Annotated in this window: 19 protein-coding genes; 6 read left to right on the plus strand and 13 right to left on the minus strand. The window is 71.4% G+C overall.

The features are described 5' to 3' along the window. Positions 1-68: 68 nt before the first annotated feature. From ACTYVM_RS23590 to ACTYVM_RS23630, 9 genes are all read right to left on the minus strand, one after another. Entirely contained in the window at positions 69-1676 is a 1608-nt protein-coding gene (locus ACTYVM_RS23590; RefSeq protein ID WP_445527853.1) for a glycoside hydrolase family 13 protein, read from the minus strand. Between the two features lie 31 nt (positions 1677-1707). After that, positions 1708-2583, minus strand: coding sequence for a carbohydrate ABC transporter permease (locus ACTYVM_RS23595; RefSeq protein WP_445527854.1), 876 nt, complete (start codon positions 2581-2583; stop codon positions 1708-1710). Then, positions 2580-3533 carry a carbohydrate ABC transporter permease gene (locus ACTYVM_RS23600; protein ID WP_445527855.1) on the minus strand — a complete coding sequence of 318 codons (954 nt, stop codon included), beginning with the start codon at positions 3531-3533 and terminating at the stop codon, positions 2580-2582. Before ACTYVM_RS23600 ends, ACTYVM_RS23595 begins: the two co-directional genes overlap by 4 nt. Positions 3534-3538: 5 nt before the next feature. Then, on the minus strand, positions 3539-4891 hold the full coding sequence (locus ACTYVM_RS23605; RefSeq protein ID WP_445527856.1) for an ABC transporter substrate-binding protein: 1353 nt from the start codon (positions 4889-4891) through the stop codon (positions 3539-3541). A 119-nt stretch (positions 4892-5010) separates the two neighbouring features. Beyond that, entirely contained in the window at positions 5011-6009 is a 999-nt protein-coding gene (locus ACTYVM_RS23610; protein WP_445527857.1) for a LacI family DNA-binding transcriptional regulator, read from the minus strand. A gap of 318 nt (positions 6010-6327) precedes the next feature. Then, on the minus strand, positions 6328-7143 hold the full coding sequence (locus tag ACTYVM_RS23615; protein ID WP_445527858.1) for an ABC transporter permease: 816 nt from the start codon (positions 7141-7143) through the stop codon (positions 6328-6330). A gap of 38 nt (positions 7144-7181) precedes the next feature. Next, positions 7182-8084, minus strand: coding sequence for an ABC transporter permease (locus ACTYVM_RS23620; RefSeq protein ID WP_445527859.1), 903 nt, complete (start codon positions 8082-8084; stop codon positions 7182-7184). A gap of 3 nt (positions 8085-8087) precedes the next feature. Next, entirely contained in the window at positions 8088-9287 is a 1200-nt protein-coding gene (locus ACTYVM_RS23625; RefSeq protein WP_445527860.1) for an ABC transporter substrate-binding protein, read from the minus strand. A gap of 34 nt (positions 9288-9321) precedes the next feature. After that, complete coding sequence (locus ACTYVM_RS23630; protein WP_445527861.1) at positions 9322-10359, minus strand: ABC transporter ATP-binding protein; 1038 nt, start codon at positions 10357-10359, stop codon at positions 9322-9324. 155 nt (positions 10360-10514) lie between these two features. Between ACTYVM_RS23630 and ACTYVM_RS23635 the strand changes: the two genes are divergently transcribed. Both ACTYVM_RS23635 and ACTYVM_RS23640 read left to right on the plus strand, forming a co-directional pair. Then, entirely contained in the window at positions 10515-11252 is a 738-nt protein-coding gene (locus ACTYVM_RS23635) for a FadR/GntR family transcriptional regulator (RefSeq protein WP_445527923.1), read from the plus strand. A 36-nt stretch (positions 11253-11288) separates the two neighbouring features. After that, positions 11289-12068 (plus strand): cache domain-containing protein, encoded by a 780-nt coding sequence (locus ACTYVM_RS23640; RefSeq protein WP_445527862.1) that lies wholly within the window; start codon positions 11289-11291, stop codon positions 12066-12068. 80 nt (positions 12069-12148) lie between these two features. On the opposite strand, the gene ACTYVM_RS23645 is transcribed toward ACTYVM_RS23640, so the two are convergent. Further along, positions 12149-12820: an MmyB family transcriptional regulator gene (locus ACTYVM_RS23645; protein ID WP_445527863.1), complete on the minus strand. Its 672-nt coding sequence runs from the start codon at positions 12818-12820 to the stop codon at positions 12149-12151. Positions 12821-13046: 226 nt separating this feature from the next. On the opposite strand from ACTYVM_RS23645, the gene ACTYVM_RS23650 reads away from it, so the two are divergent. Both ACTYVM_RS23650 and ACTYVM_RS23655 read left to right on the plus strand, forming a co-directional pair. Then, positions 13047-13703, plus strand: a complete 657-nt coding sequence (locus tag ACTYVM_RS23650; protein ID WP_445527864.1) for a helix-turn-helix domain-containing protein — start codon at positions 13047-13049, stop codon at positions 13701-13703. A 347-nt stretch (positions 13704-14050) separates the two neighbouring features. Next, positions 14051-14278, plus strand: coding sequence for a hypothetical protein (locus ACTYVM_RS23655; RefSeq protein WP_445527865.1), 228 nt, complete (start codon positions 14051-14053; stop codon positions 14276-14278). A 4-nt stretch (positions 14279-14282) separates the two neighbouring features. Here ACTYVM_RS23655 and ACTYVM_RS23660 read toward each other — a convergent pair whose 3' ends face one another. After that, positions 14283-14963 carry a 4'-phosphopantetheinyl transferase family protein gene (locus ACTYVM_RS23660; RefSeq protein WP_445527866.1) on the minus strand — a complete coding sequence of 227 codons (681 nt, stop codon included), beginning with the start codon at positions 14961-14963 and terminating at the stop codon, positions 14283-14285. Next, positions 14960-15820, minus strand: a complete 861-nt coding sequence (locus tag ACTYVM_RS23665) for a metallophosphoesterase family protein (RefSeq protein WP_445527867.1) — start codon at positions 15818-15820, stop codon at positions 14960-14962. Before ACTYVM_RS23665 ends, ACTYVM_RS23660 begins: the two co-directional genes overlap by 4 nt. Before the next feature lie 272 nt (positions 15821-16092). Here ACTYVM_RS23665 and ACTYVM_RS23670 point away from each other — a divergent pair, with 272 nt between their 5' ends. Continuing rightward, the gene (locus ACTYVM_RS23670) at positions 16093-17193 is read left to right on the plus strand and encodes an ATP-grasp domain-containing protein (protein WP_445527868.1); all 1101 of its coding nucleotides are present in this window, start codon (positions 16093-16095) and stop codon (positions 17191-17193) included. A gap of 171 nt (positions 17194-17364) precedes the next feature. Beyond that, a complete protein-coding gene (locus ACTYVM_RS23675) occupies positions 17365-19068 on the plus strand; it encodes a carbohydrate binding domain-containing protein (RefSeq protein ID WP_445527869.1) in 1704 nt (567 codons plus the stop codon). Between the two features lie 192 nt (positions 19069-19260). Here the strand turns inward: ACTYVM_RS23675 and ACTYVM_RS23680 are convergent, their stop codons facing one another. Next, positions 19261-20598, minus strand: coding sequence for a 6-phospho-beta-glucosidase (locus ACTYVM_RS23680; protein WP_445527870.1), 1338 nt, complete (start codon positions 20596-20598; stop codon positions 19261-19263). Positions 20599-20656: the final 58 nt, after the last annotated feature.

Here is a 20656-nt window from a genome sequence, read left to right on the forward strand (position 1 = left end):
GCTGATCCCTTCGTGGTGGGGGTACGGGATAGCGCGGTGCGTCGCGGCGGCCTGGCCGTGCGGCTCGTTCAGGCGCGCAGCCAGGCCGCCGTGTCCTGCGGGAGACGGCCGGACTCGTCCAACGGGCCGCTGCTCAGCAGGAGTTCTGTGTGGGCGGGGAGCTCGGCGGGGGTGACGGAGAGGTTGACGACACAGGTCGTGCCCGCGGCGCGGGTGAAGGCGAGGACGCCTTCGGGAGCGGGCAGCCAGGTCAGGGGGGCGTCGCCGAAGGCCGGGCGGAGGCGGATCGCCTCGCGGTAGAGGGTGAGCATGGAGGAGGGGTCGCGCTGCTGCCGATCTACGGCGTACGCGGGCCAGCCGGCCGGCTGCGGCAGCCACGGTTCCTCGCGGGAGCCGAATCCGGCGTGCGGCGCGTCGGCCGCCCACGGCAGCGGGACCCGGCAGCCGTCGCGGCCGGGGTCGGTGCCGCCGGAACGGAAGTGCATCGGGTCCTCGACGCGGTCGAGGGGGATGTCGGCCTCGGGCAGGCCGAGTTCCTCGCCCTGGTACACGTAGACCGCGCCGGGCAGGGCGAGGGAGAGCAGGGCGGCCGCGCGGGCCCGCCGGGTGCCGAGGGCCAGGTCGGTGGGGGTGCCGAAGGCCTTGGTGGCGAAGTCGAATCCGGTGTCGTCGCGGCCGTAGCGGGTGACCGTGCGGGTGACGTCGTGGTTGCACAGCACCCAGGTGGCGGGTGCCCCCACGGGGGCGTGCTCGGCGAGGGTCGTGTCGATCGAGTCCCGCAGCCGTCCGGCGTCCCAGGGACAGGACAGGAAGGAGAAGTTGAAGGCCGTGTGGAGTTCGTCGGGGCGCAGGTAGCGGGCGAAGCGCTCCGGGTCGGGCAGCCACACCTCGCCGACGAAGACGCCGTCGTAGGCGTCGGCCACGGACCTCCAGGAGCGGTAGATGTCGTGGAGTTCGTCGCGGTCGACGAACGGGTGGGGGCCCTGGCCCTCGACGAGGTCCGGCAGCGCGGGGTCCTTGGCGAGCAGGGCGGCCGAGTCGATGCGGACGCCCGCGACGCCCCGCTCGAACCAGAAGCGCAGGATGTCCTCGTGTTCCTGGCGCACCACCGGGTGGGCCCAGTTGAGGTCGGGCTGCTCGGGTGTGAACAGGTGCAGGTACCAGTCGCCGTCGGGCAGCCGGGTCCAGACCGGTTCGGTGGAGCCGACGAACTGGGAGGGCCAGTCGTTGGGCGGCAGTTCGCCGTCCTCGCCGCGTCCTGCGCGGAAGTGGAACAGCTCGCGCTCCGGGCTGCCCGGCGGTGCGGCGAGCGCGGCGCGGAACCACGGGTGCTGGTCGGAGACGTGGTTCGGTACGACGTCGACGATGGTGCGGATGCCCAGTTCCCGGGCCTCCGAGATGAGTTTCTCCGCCTCGGCGAGGGTTCCGAAGGCGGGGTCGATGGCCCGGTAGTCGGCGACGTCGTAGCCGCCGTCCTTCATCGGGGACAGGTACCAGGGGGTGAACCAGAGGGCGTCCACGCCGAGTTCGGCGAGGTACGGGAGCTTCGCGCGGACTCCGGCGAGGTCTCCGGTGCCGTCCCCGTCGCCGTCCGCGAAACTGCGCACGTAGACCTGGTAGATGACGGCGGAGCGCCACCAGTCGGTCTGCTTGCGGGCATGGGTGGGCTGTCCCACTGTGCGTGCCTTTCTGTCGAGGGGGGCCGTGTCAGCCCTTGGTGCTGCCGGCGCTGATCCCGGCGATGATGTGCCGCTGGAAGACGAGGAACAGGGCGACCATCGGGATGCTGGCGATCACCATCGCGGCGACCAGCACGGTCAGTTGGATGTTCTGCGACAGCTGGACGAGGGCCACGCTGATCGGCTGCTTGTCGGTGTCGGAGAAGACCATCAGCGGCCACAGGAAGTCCTGCCACACGGCGACAAGGGCGAAGATCGAGACCACGCCGAGGACCGGCCGGGACATGGGCAGCACCACCGACCACAGGATGCGCAGGCGTCCGGCGCCGTCGATCTCGGCGGCCTCCAGCACGTCCCGTGGGAGCTGGTCGAAGAACCGCTTGAGGAGGTAGAGGTTGAAGGCGTTGGCGACGGCCGGGAGCCAGATCGCGAGGGGGTCGTTGAGCAGGCTGGTGTGGATCAGCGGCAGGTCGGCGACCGTCAGGTACTTCGGTACGACCAGGGCCTGGGCCGGGACCATGAGAGTGGCGAGGATGCCGCCGAGGACCACCTTGCCGAAGGCGGGTCTCAACTTGGACAGGGCGTAGGCGGCGGCGGTGCAGAACACCAGCTGGAACGCCCAGGCTCCGGCGGCCTGCACCACCGTGTTCCACAGGTGCTCCGGGAGCTGCATCAGGTCCCAGGCGTCGGTGAAGCCGTCGAGGTGCCAGCGCTCGGGCAGCAGGGTGGGCGGGGTCCGCGCGATCTCGTCCGGGGACTTCATCGCGCCGGTCGCCATCCAGTAGACCGGGAAGAGGAAGGCGAGCGCGAAGAGCAGGACGACGCCGGTGAACACGGTCCAGTAGACGGCCTTGCCGCGGGGGCGGGCCAGGACGGCGGGAGAGACGAGGGTCCGGGTGCTCATGCGTCCCCCTCGGAGCGGGTGAGCCGCAGGTAGACGGCGGAGAACGCGCCGAGCAGCACCAGGAGCATCACGCTGAGCGCGCAGGCCCCGCCGAAGTCGTTGTAGAGGAAGGCGTACTTGTAGATCAGGTAGAGGACGGTGACCGTGGCGTTCTCCGGGCCGCCGCCGGTGATGACGAACGGCTCGGTGAACACCTGCATGGTGGCGATGATCTGGAGGAGCATCAGCATGAGGATGACGAACCTGGTCTGCGGGATCGTCACGTGCCGCACGCGTTGGAGGAGGTTCGCGCCGTCCAGTTCGGCGGCCTCGTACAGCTCGCCGGGGATGGACTGGAGCGCGGCGAGGTAGATCAGGACGGTGCCGCCCATGTTGGCCCAGGTCGCCACGATCACCAGGGAGACCAGGGCGGTGTCGGCGCCGTTGGTCCAGTTCGAGGTGGGCAGGTGCAGGAAGCGCAGCGCCTCGTTGGCGAGGCCGGCGCCGGGGTCGTAGAACCACTTCCACAGCAGGGCGCTCACCACCGGCGGGATCATCACCGGCAGATAGACCGCGACCCGGAAGAAGGCCTTGGCGTGGCGGAGTTCGTTGAGGACCAGGGCGAGGACGAACGGGACGGCGAAGCCGATGAGCAGGGCCAGCAGCGTGAAGGTGAGCGTGTTGCGCCAGGCCGCCGTGAACTCCGGGTCGTGCAGGACGCGGGTGAAGTTGGCGGTGCCGACCCACTCGGGTGCGGAGCCCGGCGTGTACTTCTGGAAGGCGATCACGACCGCGCGGATCGCCGGGTACCAGGAGAACAGGGCGAAGCAGACGAGGCCGCCGAGGAGGAATCCGTAGGCGTGGAGCTGGTCGCGCAGTCGCCGCCGCCTCCGGTCCCCCGCCGGGGGTGGCCCCGGGAGGGGGCGTACGGCGACCGCCGGGGCGGGTCGCCGCGCTGCCGTCTTCGTCATCTCCGTCAGCTCCGGGCCAGGATGCTGTCGATCTTGCCGGAGGCGTCCTTCAGGAGCTGGTCGATGTTGGCGTCCTTCTTGGTGAGGACGGCGGAGACGACGCCGTCGAGGACGGAGTAGATCTGCTGGGCGTTCGGCGGCTCTATCTTCAGCTGGAGGTTCTTGTTGCCGTCGAGGAAGGCCTGGTAGTTCTCCACCGGGACGTTCGCGTTGGCCTTCTTGACCTCCTGGTCCTTGGCGTCGGCGGCGCCGGTGAACAGGCGTGGCTCGGGCAGGCCGACCGGGCCGTCGTTCTTCTTGGCGCGGGCGTAGTCACCGAGGAAACCGGCGCCGGGAGTGAGGAACATGTGGTCGAGCCACTTGAGGCCGGCGCGGATCTGGTCGGGCGTGTCCTTCTTGTTGAACATGTAGCCGTCGCCGCCGATGAGCGTGCCGTGGCCGCCGGGCATCGGGGCGAGGGCCAGGTCCTTGTAGTTGCCGCCCTTCTCCTTGACCAGGATCGGGATGTTGTCGGGGGCGGAGAGGTACATGCCGAGCTTGCCCGAACCCATCATCTGCTGCACGTCGTTGATGACGAGGAGCTGCTTGCTGCCCATCGAGTCGTCGGTCCAGCGCATGTCGTGCAGGTTCTGGAGCACGGCGTGGCCCTCGGGGGTGTCGACGGTGGCCTTCTTGCCGTCGGCGTCGACGACGTCGCCGCCCTGCGAGTAGAGCTCGGCGGTGAAGTGCCAGCCGCCCTGGTTCTGGGCGCTGTAGTCGGCGTAGCCAACGGTTCCGTTGCCGAGTGCGGCGATCTTCTTGGCGTCGGCGCGGACCTCCTCCCAGGTGGCCGGCGGCTTGTCGGGGTCGAGGCCCGCCTTCTCGAAGAGCTTGCGGTTGTAGATCAGGCCCATCGAGTAGCCGGTGCGCGGGATGCCGTAGACCTTCCCGTCGACGGTGTAGATGTCGCGCAGCTGCTGCTGGATGGTGTCGTAGCTCTTCAGCTCCTTGACGTACGGGGTGAGGTCCGCGGCCTGGTTGATGTCCACGACGTGCTTGGCGTCGGTGAAGTACGTGTAGAAGACGTCCTCCATCTGGCCGCCGGCGAGCTTGGCGTCGAACGTCTTCGGGTCCTGACAGGGGAAGGCGTCGTGCGCGACGACGTCGATGTCCGGGTTCTGCTTCTCGAAGGAGGCGATGTCCTCCTCGAAGAACTTCCGGTCGACCTTGGCGCTCTTGGGCGGCTCGCAGTTGACGGTGATGCGGGTCTTGCCGCCGGACGACTCGTCGTCCGACGACCCGCAGGCCGAGGCGACGAGGGCAAGGGAGGAACAGACGCCGATCGCCACAAAGGTGCGGCGGAAGCCGGTGCTTGACATCGGTGGACCCCTCTGGACAGGAGCTGTGGGCGCCGCACACTCAAGCACCGGCGACAGGGCTTCGCAAGATGTCGCGCAGAATCTGTAATTATTCGACAGGAGAGAGGATCTGCTTGATCTCAGCCACGTGGCGCCTGCGCGGTGGAGCCGCGGACCACCAGTTCCGGCTCGAACAGCAGCTCGTCGGCCGGTACGGAGGTGCCGCCGATCTGCGCGTGGAGCAGCTCGACCGCCGCCTTGCCCATCGACTCGATGGGCTGACGCACCGTGGTGAGCGGCGGTTCCGTGCAGTTCATCAGCGCGGAGTCGTCGTAGCCCACGACGGAGATCTGGGCAGGCACGTCGAGCCCCTTGCGCCGGGCGGCCCGTACGACGCCCAGCGCGAGCGGGTCGCTGGCGCAGATGAAGCCGGTGACCCCGCGGTCGATCAGCTTGGCCCCGGCCGCGTGGCCGCCCTCGATGGAGAAGATCGCCCGGCCCACGAACTCGTCGGGCAGCTCGCCCGCCAGGGCGCGGGCCGCCGCCAGCTTCCGCGCGGACGGCATGTGGTCGCCTGGTCCGAGCACCAGGCCGATCCGCTCGTGCCCGAGGGAGGCCAGATGCCGCCAGGCCTGCTCCACGGCGACCGCGTCGTCGCAGGACACCGCGGGGAACCCGAGGTCCTCGATGGCCGCGTTGACCAGCACCACGGGGATGTTGCGGTCGGCCAGCCGCCGGTAGTGGTCGTGCGGCGCGTCCGCCTGGGCGTACAGACCGCCGGCGAACACGACGCCGGAGACCTGCTGTTGCAGCAGCAGCTCCACGTAGTCCGCCTCGGAGACCCCGCCCTTGGTCTGGGTGCACAGCACCGGGGTGAGCCCGAGCTGGGCCAGCGCGCCGCCGATGGCCTCCGCGAACGCCGGGAAGATCGGGTTCTGCAGCTCCGGCAGGACCAGGCCCACCAGCCGGGCCCGCTCGCCGCGCAGTTGCGTGGGCCGCTCGTAGCCGAGCACGTCCAGCGCGGAGAGCACCGTCTGCCGGGTGGCGTCGGACACTCCGGGCTTCCCGTTGAGCACCCGGCTGACCGTGGCCTCGCTGACCCCGACCTTCTTCGCCACTTCCGCAAGTCGTCGCGTCATGCACGCAAGAGTAGCGCAAGCCGGTGCAAGTAACTTGCGAAGAACCGGCTCGTGCCCGGCCGGGGCGGCGCCGCCGAGGGGCCCTAGGTCCTGTCGTCAAACTCCCGTCTGCCCCGCGACGCCATGCACGCTCCCCCAAGCTCTTCGAGCAGGGGGGACCCCCACTCGCCGCACCGGGCCCTGACCCAAGTACATCCAGTACGAGGGCCAGGGCCCGGCACTCCCCCAAGCTCTTCGAGCAGGGGGGACCCCCAGAGCACGCACCTGACGCCGCGAGGCCCGCCCTCCGGGCGGACGACGGGAGTTTGACGACAGGCCCTAAACCCGGCTCGCGGTCGCCGTGTCCGACGACAGGCGCTGGGCGAGGTAGATCGGGATGACGGAGAGCAGGACCAGTACGGCCGCCACGACGTTCACCACGGGGGCCTGCTGGGGCCTGGTCATGTTGTTGAAGATCCAGATGGGCAGGGTCTCCACGCCGGGTCCCGCGGTGAACGTGGTGACCACGACCTCGTCGAAGGACAGGGCGAAGGCGAGCAGGCCGCCGGCGAACAGCGCCGAGCGGACCAGCGGGAAGGTGACGTCGACGAAGGCGCGGAAGGTGTTCGCGCCGAGGTCCATCGCCGCCTCCTCGTAGGAACCGGAGGTGCGGCGCAGCCGGGCGACGACGTTGTTGAAGACGACGACGATGCAGAAGGTGGCGTGCCCGACGACCACGGTGAACAGGCCGAGGCCGACCCCGAGCGGCCGGAGCACCGTGGAGAAGGCGGAGTTCAGGGCGATGCCGGTGACGATGCCGGGCAGCGCGATCGGCAGGACGACCACGAAGGAGAGGGTGTCGCGGCCGAAGAAGCGGTGCCGGGCCACCGAGAAGGCGATGAGCGTGCCGAGGACCAGGGCGATCGCGGTGGCGCCCAGGCCCGCCTTCACCGAGACCCAGACGGCGCCGCGCGCCCCCGAGTTGTCCCAGGCCACCGACCACCAGTGCAGGGTCAGGCCGGGCGGTGGCCAACTGGCGCTGCGGTCCGGGTTGAGGGAGTTGACGAGGACCAGCAGGAGCGGGACGTAGATCACCGCGAAGCCGAAGGCGGCGGCGACGCGCAGCGCGACGCGCGCGCCACGGGAGAGCTGCATGACGTGGTACACCCCCCTGGGAAGGCTGCCGAGGACGGTCAGAGGCTGCTGAGGGCGCCCGTGCGGCGCATCGCCAGCAGATAGAGCACGATGACGACGACGGGCACCGTGCCGAGCGCGGCGGCCATGGGCAGGTTGAGTTCGATGTTGGAGTAGACGAGGTTGCCGATCAGCTGGGTCTTGCCGCCGACGATCTGCACGGTGATGTAGTCGCCGAGGCTGAGCGAGAAGGTGAAGACCGACCCGGCGGCGACCGCCGGCAGCACCATCGGCAGCACCACCGACCGGAAGGTGTGCCAGGGGCGTGCCCCGAGGTCGGCGGACGCGTCGAGCAGGTTGGCCGGCACCTGCTCGAGCGCGGTGTGGATCGGCAGGATCATGTACGGCAGCCAGAGGTAGGTCAGGGTGAGGAGGGCGGCCGGCAGGCCGAAACCCGGCCCGCTCAGCCCGAACGGCTTCAGCATCCAGTCCGCGAGCCCGCCCTGCGACAGGATCAGCCGCCAGGCGTACACCTTGACCAGGTAACTCGCCCACAGCGGGGTGAGGATGGCGACCACGAGCAGGGGGCGCCACCGCGGCCGGGCGACGCGCGCGGTGCAGAAGGCGAGCGGGAAGGCGATCACCGCGCACAGGGCGGTGACCGCCAGGGCCACGCCGACACTGCGCAGGATCACCTGGTGGAAGACGGAAGTCGTCAGCAAGGTACGGAAGTTGTCCAGCGACCAGACCTTGACGACCTCGGACGTGAAGGAGTTCGTCGTCCAGAAGGCGGAGAGGAACAGCACGCTCAGCGAGCCGAGGTAGAGCACGGCCAGCCACAACAGCGGGGCGGTCAGCAGCAGGGTCAGGCGCAGCCGGGGGCGGCGGTGCAGCATCCCGGCCAGCCGCCGGACGGTGGCCCCGGAGTCTCTTCGTCCGGCGGCCTGGGCGGTGACGGTCATGGTTCAGCCCTTGATCTCGGTCCAGGCCTGCACCCACTTGGCGTACGGCACGCAGGTGACGTCCGTACGGCCGTCCAGGCACTGCGGGATCGGCGTGTTCCAGAAGGCGACCCGCTTCCAGTAGGCGGTGTCGGCCGCGTGGTAGGTGGCGCAGAAGCCCTTCTCGCTGGTCTGCTCGCAGGCCTTGGCGTTGGCGGGGGCCTCGCCGAAGTACTCGGCCACCTGGGCGTTGACCTTCGGGGAGACGATCCAGTCCAGCCACTTGTAGGCGCAGTTGGGGTGCTGGGCCTTCGCGGAGATCATCCAGGTGTCGGACCAGCCGGTCGCGCCCTCCTTCGGTACGAACGCCTTGACCTTGGCGCCCTCGGAGGCGGCGAGGTTCACGATGACCTGCCAGGTGGTGCCGACCAGGGAGTCCCCGCTCTTGAAGGCGGAGATCTCCTTGAGGTAGTCGCCCCAGTACTCGCCGATGTCGGCGTTCTGCTTCTTCAGCAGGGCGACGGCGGCGTCGAACTGCTTCTGGTCGAGCGCGTACGGGTCCTTGATCTTCAACTCGGGCCTGGTGGCCTTGAGGTACAGGGCGGCGTCGGCGATGTAGATGGGCGAGTCGTAGGCGGTGACGTGGCCCTTGTACGTCGCCGCGTCGTCGAAGACGGCCGCCCAGGAGGTGGGCGCGGGCCGCACCTTCTCGGTGTTGTACATCAGCAGGTTGGCGCCGCGGCCGTGCGGGATGCCGTAGGCCTTGCCCTTGACGGAGTTCCAGGCCTGCATCTTCAGGTCGTCGAAGACGTCCCGGTAGTTCGGCACCAGGTCGGTGTTGACCGGAGCGGCGTCGCCGGAGGCGATCAGGCGCAGGGAGGCGTCGCCGGAGGCGGAGACGGTGTCGTACTCCCCCGTCTTCATCAGCTTGACCATTTCGTCGGAGCTGGCCGCGACCTTGGAGTGGACCTGGCAGCCGGTCTGCTTCTCGAAGTCGCTGACCCAGTCGGCCTTCGGGTCGTTGGAGCCGTCCTCGACGTAGCCGGCCCAGGCGATCACGTTGACCCGGCCCTCGGTCTTGCCGAGTGAGGAGCGCGCCTTGAGGTCGGGCGGGTTGAGGCCGGTCGCGTCGCTGCCGCTCCCGGAGTCGGAGGAGCCGCACGCGGTGGCGGCGAGCAGCAGCGTGAGGGCGGCCGCCGTCTGGAGGGTTCGGGTCAGGCGCACGTCGTACTCCATGGGTGAGGGGGGACGGTGGTGCTCAACGGGCGTCGGGGACCGGGACGGCGTGGCTGCGCTGCCACGTCAGCCGTACACGGCTGCCGCGGTAGGCGGCGACGTCCTCGGCGGAGGTCTCCAGGTTCTGCTGGAGTGCGGTGAGGCGGCCGCCGGTGTCGAGGTCGACGTGGAAGCGGGTGGAGTCGCCCAGGTAGACGACCTCGGCGACGGTGCCCGTGACGGTCGCCTGCCCGGGCTCGTCGGCCACGGCGGACTCCTTCAGGACGCGGATCTTCTCCGGCCGGATGCTGTGCGTTCCGGGGACGCCGAGGATCCGCCGGGCCGACTCGCCCCGGAGCAGGTTGGAGGTGCCGACGAAGGAGGCGACGAACGGGGTCGCCGGGCGTTCGTAGATCTCGGCGGGGGTGCCGACCTGTTCGATGCGGCCCTGGTGGAAGACGGCGATGCGGTCGCTCATCGTCAGGGCCTCCTCCTGGTCGTGGGTGACGAACACGAAGGTGATGCCGACCTCGCGCTGGAGCGCCTTGAGCTCGATCTGCATCTGCTCGCGCAGCTTCAGGTCGAGGGCGCCGAGCGGTTCGTCGAGGAGCAGCACGCGGGGGCGGCCGACCAGGGCGCGGGCGAGGGCGACGCGCTGGCGCTGGCCGCCGGAGAGTTCGGCCGGGCGCCGTCCGCCGTAGCCGTCGAGGCGCACCTCGGCGAGGGCCTTGCGGGCGCGGACGAGCCGTTCGGCCCGGGGCACCTTGCGGATCTTCAGGGCGTAGCCGACGTTCTGCTCGACGGTCATGTGCGGGAAGAGGGCGTAGTCCTGGAAGACGGTGTGGACGTCCCGTTCGAAGGGGGCGAGGCCGGTGACCTCCTGCCCGGCCAGTTCCACGCGGCCCGCGTCGGGCGCCTCGAAGCCGGCGATCAGACGCAGGACCGTGGTCTTGCCCGAGCCGGAGGGGCCGAGCATCGAGAAGAACTCCCCGTCCCGGATCTCCAGGTCGACCCCGGCCACGGCGGCCGTCTCCCCGAACGTCCTGCGCAGGCCCTCCAGGCGGACGGCAACTCCCTTCATGCGGAACCTTTCTGACGTTCACGAACGTTGATCGGAAACCTATGAAGTCATAGTTCAAACCTCAAGACCGCCTCTGGGTAAAACTTGGGTCAACTGGCAAGGTGGTGGCCGTGAAGCAGGGACATGTCGAGAACGGGGCCAGGAGCCGGCGCGGCATCGTCGACGGGGGCGGGGCCGGTACCCGCAGGGTCGTCTTCGCGCCGGTGGAGAGCCGGGCGCGGGTGGACGCGGTGGTGCGCAGGATCGGCGACGCCATCGAACTCGGCCTGCTCGCCGAGGGGGAGCAGCTGCCCGGCGAGAGCGACCTGGCCGGGCAGCTCGGTGTGTCCACGGTGACCCTGCGGGAGGCGCTGATGGCGCTGCGGCAGCAGGGCCTGGTCACCACCCGGCGGGGACGCGGCGGCGGCAGCTTCGTCTCCGTGCCCGAACGTCCGGGCGAGGAGCGGCTGAGGACCCGGCTGCGCGGCTGGAGCACGCAGGAGCTGCGCGACCTCGGCGACCACTGGGCCGCCCTGTCGGGCGCGGCGGCCGCACTGGCGGCCGAGCGCACCGAACCCGGCGATCTGGGCGGACTGCTGCGCACCGTCGAGGAGTTGGCGGGCGCCGAGGACGCGGCGGCCCGCAGCCGGGTCTACGGCCGGTTCCATGTGGAGCTGGCGGCGGCCGCGCAGTCCGCCCGGCTGACCCGGGAGCAGATCGCGCTCCAGACGGAGGTCGGCGCGCTGCTGTGCCTGGTGCTCGGCGACGACGAATATCGTGAAGAAGTCGCAGATCGCCATCGCGCCGTGGTCTCCGCCGTGCAGGATGGGGCCCGTGATCCGGCCCGTACGCTGGCCGAGCGGTGCGTTCAGGAATCGGCGGCGCGACTCGTCGCCGTACGGCTGGGCCTCTGACGGCGCGGCGTCCGACCCTGTCCGCTGGAGGACGCCATGAGCACGACCCGCGCAGCTGCCGGGGCGGCGACCGCGACCCGCGAGCCGTGCGCTGAGGAGCGCGTCGCCGCGCGGGTGGGCCGCACCCTGGAGGCGGTCTTCGACGCGGTCGCCGAGATCCGCGCCGAGACGGCTGACCTGCTGGCGCGGGTGGTCGCCGCCGGCCGCGCACCGGTGAGCGCCGACCTCGCCGCGCTGCGGCCGGGACTGCATGTGCGGCTGGGCCGCGAGGAGCTCGTGTCGGGGGCCGGTTTCGTCGCCGCGCCGGGACTGCTGGCCGACGTGCCGGCCTGGCTGGAGTGGTGGCAGTGCACCGCGCGGGGGGACGTGCGGCCGCTGCTGCTCGACCTGGATCCGGGGCAGTCCGCCTACTCGGACTACACCCACTGGGACTGGTTCGCCCTGCCCCGCGACACCGGGCTGCGGGCCGTGGCCGGGCCCTACGTGGACTACCTGTGCTCCGACGAGTACAGCCTGACCCTGTCCGCGCCGGTCCAGGTGGCGGGCCGGTTCGCGGGGGTGGCGGCGGCAGACGTGTATCTACGGCACTTCGAGGCGGCCGTACTCCCCCTGCTGCGCGAGCTGCCCGGCCCCGCCCACCTGGTGAACGCCCGGGGCCGCGTGGCGGCCTCCGCCGACCCGTCCCACCTGGCCGGCTCCCTGACCAGGGGCCCGGACTTCTCGGCGGTCCTGGAACCGGGCCAGCCCAGGACCCACGCCGGACGACGGCTGGTGCCGTGCCGGGGCGTACCACTGATCCTGGTCACGCCCGCGTGACCAGGAGGGGAGCACGTCGCACGCCCCGTGGAGGGGGGCGGCCCGGCGCCGTCGGCGACCTGAACGCCGACGGTGCCGGGTCAGCCCTCCGGGGCCGAGACCACGCTCAGGTGGCCGGCCGGGCGGCGGGCCCGCCCGGACCCGCGCCGAAGGGGCGCGGGACGGCGGGCCTCGCGGAGCACCAGGGTGAGACGGGTGTAGCCGAGGTCCTGGAGGGTCGCCGGGGTCTCCTCGATGATGCGGCACTCGGTGGCGCCCCAGCGCGGGTCGGGGTGCAGCAGGGGACGCACCGCGCCGTCCGACACCACCGCGGTCTCACCGACCGCGCGGATCCAGTGCGGCAGACCCTGCCGGTAGGCGGCCTCCATGATGGGATCCTCGACGATGTCCTGGAGGATCGCCTGGAGCCCGTGGTCGTGGCCACTGCGCTCCACCGTGGCGGCGAAGTGCGCCAGCATCGGCAGGCACCAGCGCGACTCGTGCTCGCCGAGCACGGTGCCCGCGTCCGGGTGGAACAGGACGAACCGGAGGAAGTTGTCGTCCGGCATGGCCGTCGGGTGCGGGCCGACACCACGGAAGAGTGACGTGAATGCGCTGTTGGTGAGGACCACGTCCCAGGCCTGGTCCACGACGAGGGACGGGAAGGAGACGGCCTCCAGGAACGTGGTGTAGTCCCGGAGGTAGGCCTGCGCCTCGGAACGAACAGGGACGGACCGCGGCGCCGGCCGCTGTTCTCCTGCCTGATGTGCCATCGGGAGGTCACCCCTCTTGCCTCTGCGGCCTTCACGCGGCGCCTTGATCCTCCTTCCCCTCCATGAGGTGTGTCAACTATCGTGGCATTCCCTGCCTGTTGACGGCTGGAATTGGCCACAGTTGTGGCGAGACCTGGATGCGAGTTCGAACGACCGGTTACCCTCCGGGAAGTTCACGGCACCCCGCCTTTGTGAGAAGCCTGTGAGAGACGTAGGAGATCTGTCGGTGACGGATGGCATCGAGGATCCGGGCGCCGCGGCCTCTGCCGCGCTGCCGGCCGTCGTCGCACGCGTCACCGCGCTGGCCGACCGGCTCGGCGTGCCCCAGGCGGAGGTCTTCGACGTCGGCCGCCTGTCCGCGGCCTCCGGCGTGCCGGAGGCGCTGGTCAGCACCCTGCTCGGCGGCCGGTGCGCGGGCGAGCCGGACGTGCAGGCCCGTTTCCTGCAACGGCTCGACCTGCTGCGCCGCACCCGGCTCAAGCCCAACGGGCGCCGCTACACCCAGCAGGAGATCGCCGACGGCGCGGGCATGTCGCGGCAGCAGGCGGGCGCCCTGATCAACGGCGACCGGCGCCCCACCATGGAGCACTGCGACGCCATCCAGCGCTTCTTCCGGGTACACGCCGGATTCCTCACCGCCGAGGACCCCGAGGCCCTCGCGGGAGCCCTTCAGCACACCGAGCAGGAACTCCTCCAGCGGCTCGCCGACCGCGAGCGGGAGGCGGGCGCGGCCGCCGACGACCCGCTGGAGCGGCTGCTCCAGGACCACGGCGTGCGCGGGATCGCCTGGCGGGCCGCACAGCTGCCCACCGACCAGCACCGCGACAAGGTCGCCGAGTGGCTGGACATGCTCCTGGAGAGCGTCAAACGGCCCGAGTCGTGACGCCGGGGGCCAGGACCTGGCCCCGTCCGGGAACGCACCACCCCCGACCACGAGTTGGTGACCCCGGCCACGAGCTACCGTCCGTTGCGGGTCGGCAAGTGCCCGGCGGCAACCGCCCGCAGGTACGCAAGCCCCCGGCGACAACCGGCCATGCGCGCGGAGGCGCCGCGGTGTCCGCGGGTCTGGTTCGGCTGAGCTGAGTGGCCGAACCGGCGCGGAGCGCGCGGGCATTGTCAGTGGTGGGCGGCAAGCTGGAGGGTGCGCCACCGCCGTGCGGAGGCGCCGTTGCGCCGTCCGGGCGAACCGGGCGCGTGACCGTGTGACGCCGAAACCGGGGAGAGCCATCCATGCCCACCGCCCTGCTGACCGACCACGAGCGCACCGCCGTCCAGGCCTATCTCAGGCTCCTGAACACGGTACGGGCCGCCTTCGACGGCCCTCCGGGCGACGCCCGCCCACCGGTGGTCCCGCCCTCCGTGCTCGCCGAGGCCGAACAGGCGCTGGCCCGGGCGGGCCTGACGGGCAACGAGGAGGAGTTCTTCCGGCTTCTGCACAGCTGGTGCCCCGGGCCGTGACCCCTCAGGCGCGCGGGACCGTCACCGCGGTGACCACCAGGCCCCGGCCCACCGTCCAGCGTCCGTCGAAGTGGCCGAGGCGCCGCCCGCCGACCAGGGGGCCCGGCACGAGGAGCCGGGCGCGGAAGACGCCGTGCGGCGCCGCGCCCGCGGCGGTGCTCACCTCGACGTCCGCCTCCTCGAAGTCCAGCCACTTGCCGGTGAGCGGGAACCAGGCCTTGTAGACGGACTCCTTCGCGCTGAAGAGCAGCCGGTCCCAGTGCACGCCGGGGTGCAGCGCGGTCAGCCGCGCCAGGCGCCGCTCCTCGGCGGGCAGCGCGATGGTGGACTGCACGCCGTCGGGGAGCGGGGCGTGGGGTTCGGCGTCTATGCCGAGGGAGGCCAGGTCGGTGGTGCGGACCAGGGCGGCGGCACGGTAGCCGTCGCAGTGGGTCATGCTGCCCGTCAGCCCGTCCGGCCAGATCGGGGCGCCCCGCTCACCGGGCAGCACCGGCTGCGGCGGCACGCCGAGCTTCTCCATGGCCACGCGGGCGCAGGCGCGCACACCGGCGAACTCGCGCCGCCGCTTGGCGACCGCCCGCGTCACCAGCGCCTGCTCCTCGGGGTGGAGCGGGGCGAGGTCGGTCCCGTCGTCGCCGTACGCCTCCACGGCCACCACCGAGTCCGGGAGCAGTTCCTCGATCACCGGGTTCCGACCTCCAGGGGAAGGATGGGGCGCAGTCTGCCCGGTGGTTCCGGGCGCTTTCGCCACTCTCGGGGGTACCCGACCGACACCTCCTCGAAGCGGACGCCCTCGTGCCGGGTGGTCCGCGGAATGTGGAGGTGGCCGTAGACCATGGCGGCGGCGCGGAACCTGCGGTGCCAGTCGGCGGTGCGCCGGGTGCCGCACCACATGGCGAACTCCGGGTACCACAGGACGTCCGTCGGGTGCCGGTGGAGCGGGTAGTGGTTGACGAGCACGGTCGGCAGGTCACCGGGGATCTCGGCGAGCCTGCGCTCGGTCTCGGCCACCCGGGCCGCGCACCAGGCCTCGCGGCTGGGATACGGGTCCGGATGCAGCAGGAACTCGTCCGAGCAGACCACGCCGGTGCCGTGCGCGTAGGTCAGTCCCTCGTCCTTGGTCGCGCAGCCGGCCGGCAGGAAGGAGTAGTCGTACAGCAGGAACAGCGGGGCCACGGCCACCGGGCCGCCCGGACCGTCCCAGACCGGATAAGGGTCCTCGGGAGTCGTCACGCCCAGTTCGCGGCACAGCTCGACCAGGTGTTCGTAGCGGGCGACGCCGCGCAGGGTGAGGGTGTCGCGCGGATGGGTCCACAGTTCGTGGTTGCCGGGGACCCAGACCACCTTGCGGAACCGGCCCGACAGCGTCTTCAGGGCCCAGCGGATGTCGGCGACGGTCTCCGCGACGTCGCCGGCCACCAGCAGCCAGTCGCCGTCCTGCTCCGGGGCCATCCGCTCGACCAGGGCGCGGTTCTCGCTGTACCCGATGTGCAGGTCGCTGATGGCGAGCAGCCGCCCGGTCCCACCGGCCTCACCCGTCACCTCTCGCCCCCTTGTCGCGCGCTCGATGGGCACCACAAGAACACATCCGGCGGCCCGGGGACAAGCGCATCCGGCAGTGGCCGCGGACACGGGCCCGCGGCGGGCCGGGCAGTGGCTCCGTGTGGCACGACCCGGTCTGCGGAAGTCGTATGATCGCCGCAACACCGCCGCCCGAACTCCCTTTCTTCCAGGGCGGATTGGTGTCCCTCCTTCCCCTCTGGCCGGGCTCGGCCCGCTTCGCCCTGCCCGCGCCCCTCCGAAAGGTGGCCCGCATGGTCTCCCGCGTACGCGTCTGGCTCAACCGCACGTACGCGGAGAACGTCTTCTTCATGGATCAGCTGCGGAGAAATCCCGCTGACCGGGCCGTCGAGATCCATGCCACGCACGGCGACGCCGACTCGCCCGTGCTGGCCGCCGCCGACACCGCCGAGCTCGAACCGGAGGGCCTGTCCGCGGCCGCCTACGTCGAGTACGCGCTGGACCAGTGCGCGCGGCGGGGCATCGACGTGTTCGTGCCGCGGCTGAACCAGGCCGCGATCGTGGCGCACCGCGCCGCCTTCGCGGCCGTGGGCACCGCGCTGCTCGCGCCGACGCCGGAGGCGGTGGCCGTCTTCGCGGACAAGGGGACGGCGTACGAGGCGGCCCGGTCGATCGGCGTGCCGGTGCCGCCGTGGTGGCGGGTCCGCACGCCCGTTGAACTCCTCACCGCGGTCGCGGAGTTGGAAGAGTCAGGGCATCTGGCGTGCTTCAAGCCCGCGGCCGGTGCGGGCGGCGTCGGCTTCCGGGTCATCACCCGCGCGCCCTTCTCGCTGAGGCAGCTGAGCGGCTTTCCCGGCCCGCACGTCCCGCTGGACCTGGTCCTGCGGGCCCTGGAGCAGGCGGACGGTCCGGTGGACTGGCTGGTGATGCCCCGGCTGGAGCAGCCCGAGGTGTCGGTCGACTGCCTGACCGGGCCGGACAACCGGATCCGGCTGGCCGTGGGCCGCACCAAGAACGGCCGCCGTCGCGGTTTCACGCTGCACGAGCAGTGGCTGGAGCCCGCCCGGCGGATCGCGGAGGGCTTCGGGCTGCACTATCTGTCCAACATCCAGTTCCGCATGTACGGCGACCGCCCGGTGCTGCTCGACGTGAACCCGCGCCCGGCGGGCGGCCTGCACCAGCTCGCCCAGTGCGGGGTCAACGCCCCTTGGATTGCTGTGCGGTTGGCCCTGGGCGAGGATCCGGGGGCAGTGGCGCCGCCGTTCCTCGGGCAGGACTACACGGTGGTGTCGGGGCCGCGTCCGCTGCGGCCGGAGGCGACGGCCGGGCAGCGGACCGGGCAGCGGACCGAGGTGCCCGCACAGGCCGCGGCCCGCACCGGGGCCCCGGCGTAGCGACCGACTCGCACCGAATGGGTATGGACCAATCACGGCGTCATGTCTTGACACCCGGATTGGTCCATACCAACTTGGTGGGCGCACCTCCCGCACAGTCCGCCCTGCGCTTCTCTGCGCCTCTCTGCACCTCTGTGCCTCCCGAACGCCCCCAACTTTCAGGGAGATAGCGTGCGCGACACACTGAGATACACACGGAGACGTCCCGGACGTCGGCTCCTCGCCCTGCTCGGCTCCGCGGCCCTGGCACTCGCCGGAGCCATCGCCCTGCCCGGCACGGCCCAAGCGGCCAACGTCCTGACCAACCCCGGCTTCGAGTCGGGCAGCCTCTCCCCCTGGACCTGCACCGGCAACCTCGGTTCGGTGGTCTCCTCCCCCGTGCACGGCGGCTCCAAGGCCCTCGCCGGCGCGGTGACGTCGAACGACAACGCCCAGTGCAGCCAGACCGTACCGGTCCAGCCGAACACGACGTACCAGCTGAGCGGCTGGGTGCGCGGCTCCTACGTCTACCTCGGCGTCGACGGCGGCCCCTCGACCTGGACCTCGTCCCCGTCGGCCTACAGCCAACTGGCGGTCTCCTTCACCACCGGCGCCACCCAGACCAGCGCGAGCGTGTACGTCCACGGCTGGTACGCGCAGGGGACCTACTACGCCGACGACATCAGCCTGGACGGCCCCGGTGGCGGTGGCGGCGGTGGCGACACCCAGGCACCCACCGCGCCGACGGGCCTGACCTCCACCGGCAAGACGTCCTCCAGCGTGTCGCTGCGGTGGAACGCCGCGACGGACAACGTCGGCGTGACGGCGTACGACGTCTACAGCGGCGCCGGCCGGGTGCTGAGCGTCTCCGGTACGAGCGCCACGGTGAGCGGACTGTCGCCGAGCACCTCCTACACCTTCACGGTCAAGGCGCGCGACGCCGCCGGGAACGTCTCGGGCGCCTCCAACGCCGTCACCGTCACCACGGACGCCTCCAGCGGCGGCGGTGGCAGCGGCTTCAAGCAGGCGGCTCCGTACCTGTACGAGGGCTGGGGCAACCCGCCGAGCGCGACCTCGGTGATGAGCGCGACCGGCATCAAGTGGTTCACGATGGCGTTCGTGCTCGACTCGGGCGGCTGCACCCCGTCCTGGGACGGCCAGCGGCCACTGACCGGCGGTGTCGACCAGACCACCGTCAACCAGATCCGCTCGGCGGGCGGTGACGTCGTCCCCTCGTTCGGCGGCTGGAGCGGCAGCAAGCTCGGGGCCAACTGCTCCTCCGCGAGCGCGCTCGCCGGGGCGATCCAGAAGGTGATCGACGCCTACGGCCTGAAGGCGGTCGACATGGACGTCGAGAACTCGGACGAGTTCGAGAACGAGGCCGTGCAGGCGAAGATCCTCACCGCGCTGAAGACCGTGAAGGCCAACAACCCCGGTCTGAGGACGATCGTGACCTTCGGCACCTCGACGACCGGCCCGACCTACTACGGCGACCGGCTCATCGAGCAGGCCAAGTCGCTGAACGCGGACATCGACGTCTTCACCGTCATGCCGTTCGACTTCGGCGGCGGTGCGGACATGTACGGCAACACCGTGAACGCGGCCGAGGGCCTGAAGGCCAAGCTGAAGTCGACCTTCGGCTGGGACGACGCCACCGCCTACTCCCACATCGGCATCTCCGGCATGAACGGCCTGTCCGACCAGCAGGAGAACACGACTCCGGCCATCTGGACCCAGGTACGTGACTGGGCCAACGGCCACCACATCGCCCGGCTCGCCTTCTGGTCGGTCAACCGCGACCGGCCGTGTCCGGGCGGCGGCGTGGCGGAGAACTGCTCCGGCATCAGCCAGAGCGACTGGCAGTTCACCTCCATCACGGCGGGCTTCACCGGCTGATCACCTGACATCCCGTGCGGGAACTCGTCCGGAACTTCTACCGGAAATTCTCCGCCCGGGGTGTATCAGGGCCCGGACCAGCGACTCTCAAGGGTGGGGCAACGGGGAAGACGGGGGACGGGGCCCACGGGGGAAACGGGGGACTGGGACGGTCGGTCGCGTTACGGGGGAGCGACCGGCCGGCCCGGCGGACTACCTGAGGTACGCCAGGCCGGGGTGGACGGCGAGGTAGCCGTCGACGAGGCGGCGGGCGACGTTCACCGAGTCGACCAACGGGTGCAGCGCGAAGGCCTTCACCGCCGTCGCACGCGAGCCCGACCCGGCCGCGGCCAGCACCTCGCGCTCGACCGCCTTGACCGCGCAGACCAGCCCGGTCGCGTGCCCGGGCAGCGGGTCGGCCGAGACCGGATGGGCGCCGTTCGCGTCGACCAGGCAGGGCACCTCGACGACGGCGTCGGCGTCCAGCACCGAAAGGGTGCCCCGGTTGCGGACGTTGAGGATCAGCGTCGTGCGCTCGTCGCGGGCGACGGCCCGCATCAGGGCGAGGGCGACCTTCTCGTAGCCGCCGGAGAGGTCGTCGGCCTCCCGCTCCCCCGCCCCCGCCGCCTCGCGGTTCTCCGCCATGTAGGTGGCCTCGCGCTCGGCGCGGGTGCGGTTCCAGGCCGGCAGGGCGGCGGCCTTCGGGTCCCGCAACTCCTCGTAGAACCCGGCCTGCTGGTCGCGCAGGAAGGCGCCTCGGGTCTTCCCGGCCGACCGGTAGGCCTGCACGGCCTCGCGGTTGTAGTAGTAGTAGTGCAGGTACTCGTTGGGGATCGCGCCCAGCGACCGGATCCAGTCGGCGCCGAAGAGCCTGCCCTCCTCGAAGGAGCCGAGCAGTTCGGGGTCGGCGAGCAGGCGCGGGAGTTCGTCGCGGCCGGCCACGCGCAGGCCGCGTACCCAGCCGAGGTGGTTGAGGCCGACGTAGTCGATCCACGCCCGCCCCGGGTCCGCGCCGAGCACGCGGGCGACGCGCCGGCCGAGGCCGACCGGCGAGTCGCAGATGCCGATCACCCGGTCGCCGAGATGGCGGGACATGGCCTCGGTGACCAGCCCTGCGGGGTTGGTGAAGTTGATGACCCAGGCGTCGGGCGCCAGCCGGGCCACCCGCCGGGCGATCTCGACGGCGACGGGTACCGTGCGCAGTCCGTAGGCGATGCCGCCCGCCCCCACCGTCTCCTGCCCGAGCACGCCCTCGGCGAGCGCCACCCGTTCGTCGTCCGCGCGTCCCTCCAGGCCGCCGACGCGGATCGCGGAGAACACGAAGTCCGCGCCGCGCAGCGCCTCGTCCAGGTCCGTGGTGGCCCGCACCACCGGCGCGTCCGGCGCCCCGGCGGCCTGTTCGGCCAGCACCCTGGTGACCGCGGACAGCCGTCCGGCGTCCAGGTCGTGCAGGACGACCTCGGTGACCCGGCCCTCGGCACGGTCGGCGAGCAGCGCCGCGTACACCAGCGGCACACGGAATCCGCCACCGCCCAGAATCGTCAGCCTCACGCCTGCACCCTACGTCCACCTCGCCCCAGGAGGGCGGCGCGGCGGGGCGGGGACACGT

It is taken from the genome of Streptomyces cyslabdanicus (assembly GCF_052663305.1).

Bases quoted from the DNA above. Each gene is read 5' to 3' on its own strand.
- ACTYVM_RS23655 (WP_445527865.1), top strand. From the start codon at position 14,051: ATGCCCACCGCCCTGCTGACCGACCACGAGCGCACCGCCGTCCAGGCC.
- ACTYVM_RS23615 (WP_445527858.1), bottom strand. From the start codon at position 7,143: ATGCAGCTCTCCCGTGGCGCGCGCGTCGCGCTGCGCGTCGCCGCCGCC.
- ACTYVM_RS23600 (WP_445527855.1), bottom strand. From the start codon at position 3,533: ATGACGAAGACGGCAGCGCGGCGACCCGCCCCGGCGGTCGCCGTACGC.
- ACTYVM_RS23645 (WP_445527863.1), bottom strand. From the start codon at position 12,820: ATGGCACATCAGGCAGGAGAACAGCGGCCGGCGCCGCGGTCCGTCCCT.
- ACTYVM_RS23670 (WP_445527868.1), top strand. From the start codon at position 16,093: ATGGTCTCCCGCGTACGCGTCTGGCTCAACCGCACGTACGCGGAGAAC.
- ACTYVM_RS23595 (WP_445527854.1), bottom strand. From the start codon at position 2,583: ATGAGCACCCGGACCCTCGTCTCTCCCGCCGTCCTGGCCCGCCCCCGC.
- ACTYVM_RS23640 (WP_445527862.1), top strand. From the start codon at position 11,289: ATGAGCACGACCCGCGCAGCTGCCGGGGCGGCGACCGCGACCCGCGAG.
- ACTYVM_RS23630 (WP_445527861.1), bottom strand. From the start codon at position 10,359: ATGAAGGGAGTTGCCGTCCGCCTGGAGGGCCTGCGCAGGACGTTCGGG.
- ACTYVM_RS23610 (WP_445527857.1), bottom strand. From the start codon at position 6,009: ATGACGCGACGACTTGCGGAAGTGGCGAAGAAGGTCGGGGTCAGCGAG.
- ACTYVM_RS23620 (WP_445527859.1), bottom strand. From the start codon at position 8,084: ATGACCGTCACCGCCCAGGCCGCCGGACGAAGAGACTCCGGGGCCACC.
- ACTYVM_RS23605 (WP_445527856.1), bottom strand. From the start codon at position 4,891: ATGTCAAGCACCGGCTTCCGCCGCACCTTTGTGGCGATCGGCGTCTGT.